Raw genomic sequence first — 2,647 nt, 5'->3', positions numbered from 1 at the left:
AGCTCGCGCCACACCCTTGAATTCCGCGCCCGGATTTGCCTAAGCGCCTTCTCCAATGCAGCGACCGGGACTTCCAACACCCGGACAACCTTCCGCGATCCGTCCCCCCATCGCATCTAACAATGGTGCAGGAATATTGACCTGCTTCCCATCAGCTACGCATTTCTGCCTCGCCTTAGGGGCCGACTCACCCTACGCCGATGAACGTTGCGTAGGAAACCTTGGGCTTACGGCGAGGGGGCCTTTCACCCCCTTTATCGCTACTCATGTCAGCATTCGCACTTCCGATACCTCCAGCACGCTTTTCAACGCACCTTCGCAGGCTTACGGAACGCTCTCCTACCATGCGCACTTACGTGCGCATCCGCAGCTTCGGTATATGGCTTAGCCCCGTTACATCTTCCGCGCAGGACGACTCGATCAGTGAGCTATTACGCTTTCTTTAAAGGGTGGCTGCTTCTAAGCCAACCTCCTGACTGTTTTAGCCTTCCCACTTCGTTTCCCACTTNATTTCTGCCTCGCCTTAGGGGCCGACTCACCCTACGCCGATGAACGTTGCGTAGGAAACCTTGGGCTTACGGCGAGGGGGCCTTTCACCCCCTTTATCGCTACTCATGTCAGCATTCGCACTTCCGATACCTCCAGCACGCTTTTCAACGCACCTTCGCAGGCTTACGGAACGCTCTCCTACCATGCACATTACTGTGCATCCGCAGCTTCGGTATATGGCTTAGCCCCGTTACATCTTCCGCGCAGGACGACTCGATCAGTGAGCTATTACGCTTTCTTTAAAGGGTGGCTGCTTCTAAGCCAACCTCCTGACTGTTTTAGCCTTCCCACTTCGTTTCCCACTTAGCCATATTTGGGGACCTTAGCTGGCGGTCTGGGTTGTTTCCCTCTTGACACCGGACGTTAGCACCCGATGTCTGTCTCCCGTGATTGCACTCTTCGGTATTCGGAGTTTGCTATGGCGGGGTAATCTGCAATAGACCCCCCAACCATGACAGTGCTCTACCCCCGAAGGTGAGACACGAGGCACTACCTAAATAGTTTTCGGAGAGAACCAGCTATTTCCAAGTTTGTTTAGCCTTTCACCCCTATCCACAGCTCATCCCCTAACTTTTCAACGTTAGTGGGTTCGGACCTCCAGTACGTGTTACCGCACCTTCATCCTGGCCATGGATAGATCACTTGGTTTCGGGTCTACGCCCAGCAACTGAACGCCCTATTCGGACTCGCTTTCGCTACGCCTGCCCTATTCGGTTAAGCTTGCTACTGAACGTAAGTCGCTGACCCATTATACAAAAGGTACGCCGTCACCCCTTNCGAGGCTCCGACTGTTTGTATGCATGCGGTTTCAGGATCTATTTCACTCCCCTCCCGGGGTTCTTTTCACCTTTCCCTCACGGTACTGGTTCACTATCGGTCGATCACGAGTATTTAGCCTTGGAGGATGGTCCCCCCATCTTCAGACAGGATTTCACGTGTCCCGCCCTACTTGTCGTACACCTAGTTCTTTCATACTGTTTTCGCCTACGGGGCTATCACCCGCTACGGCCGCACTTTCCAGAGCGTTCGGCTAACAATACAAATAAAGAGTACAGGCTCTTCCCATTTCGCTCGCCACTACTTTGGGAATCTCGGTTGATTTCTTTTCCTGCGGTTACTTAGATGTTTCAGTTCACCGCGTTCGCTTCNCGAGGCTCCGACTGTTTGTATGCATGCGGTTTCAGGATCTATTTCACTCCCCTCCCGGGGTTCTTTTCACCTTTCCCTCACGGTACTGGTTCACTATCGGTCGATCACGAGTATTTAGCCTTGGAGGATGGTCCCCCCATCTTCAGACAGGATTTCACGTGTCCCGCCCTACTTGTCGTACACCTAGTTCCTTCATACTGTTTTCGCCTACGGGGCTATCACCCGCTATGGCCGCACTTTCCAGAGCGTTCGGCTAACAATACAAATAAAGAGTACAGGCTCTTCCCATTTCGCTCGCCACTACTTTGGGAATCTCGGTTGATTTCTTTTCCTGCGGTTACTTAGATGTTTCAGTTCACCGCGTTCGCTTCTCATAGCCTATGTATTCAGCTATGGATACTCCAGAAGGAGTGGGTTTCCCCATTCGGACATCCCCGGATCAAAGCTTGTTTGCCAGCTCCCCGGGGCTTTTCGCAGGCTACCGCGTCCTTCATCGCCTGTGATCGCCAAGGCATCCACCACATGCACTTGTTCGCTTGACCCTATAACAAGTCTGTCTCTCGACACGACTGCTACAGGTTTGAGTTCTCGCGTTGTGCCGTATTCCAATTGAGCCGAACATAAGTTCGAATCATCTTGAGATACATCGATACAATCACAACCCGGATAACTTCCACGTCCATCTCAAGACGCTTCCGCTATCCAAATTACTTACTTCTTCCAGATTGTTAAAGAACGACAGCCGATATCATCTGATATCACTCTGACTGGCTCAATCGCCAATGCAAAACACTCACTCGAGTGTTTTGCATTGAGGATTGGTGGAGGCAGACGGGATCGAACCGACGACCCCCTGCTTGCAAAGCAGGTGCTCTCCCAGCTGAGCTATGCCCCCATGTACAGAGACACCCCAGGGTAACCGCCAGACAATGGTGGGTCTGGTTGGATT

At 52.4% G+C, this 2,647-nt stretch carries 1 tRNA gene and 1 rRNA gene; both read right to left on the bottom strand.

The window, feature by feature from the left end:
• Positions 1–2,240: ribosomal RNA gene (locus tag HZI36_RS26650) — 23S ribosomal RNA — on the bottom strand; the annotation flags it as partial.
• Between the two features lie 277 nt (positions 2,241–2,517).
• A tRNA-Ala gene (locus HZI36_RS26645) sits at positions 2,518–2,593 on the bottom strand.
• Positions 2,594–2,647: the final 54 nt, after the last annotated feature.

The sequence above is a fragment of the Burkholderia guangdongensis genome (assembly GCF_013403875.1).
In the GTDB taxonomy this organism is placed as follows: Bacteria; Pseudomonadota; Gammaproteobacteria; order Burkholderiales; family Burkholderiaceae; genus Burkholderia; species Burkholderia guangdongensis.
This window is presented reverse-complemented; position numbering and strand designations above follow the sequence as displayed.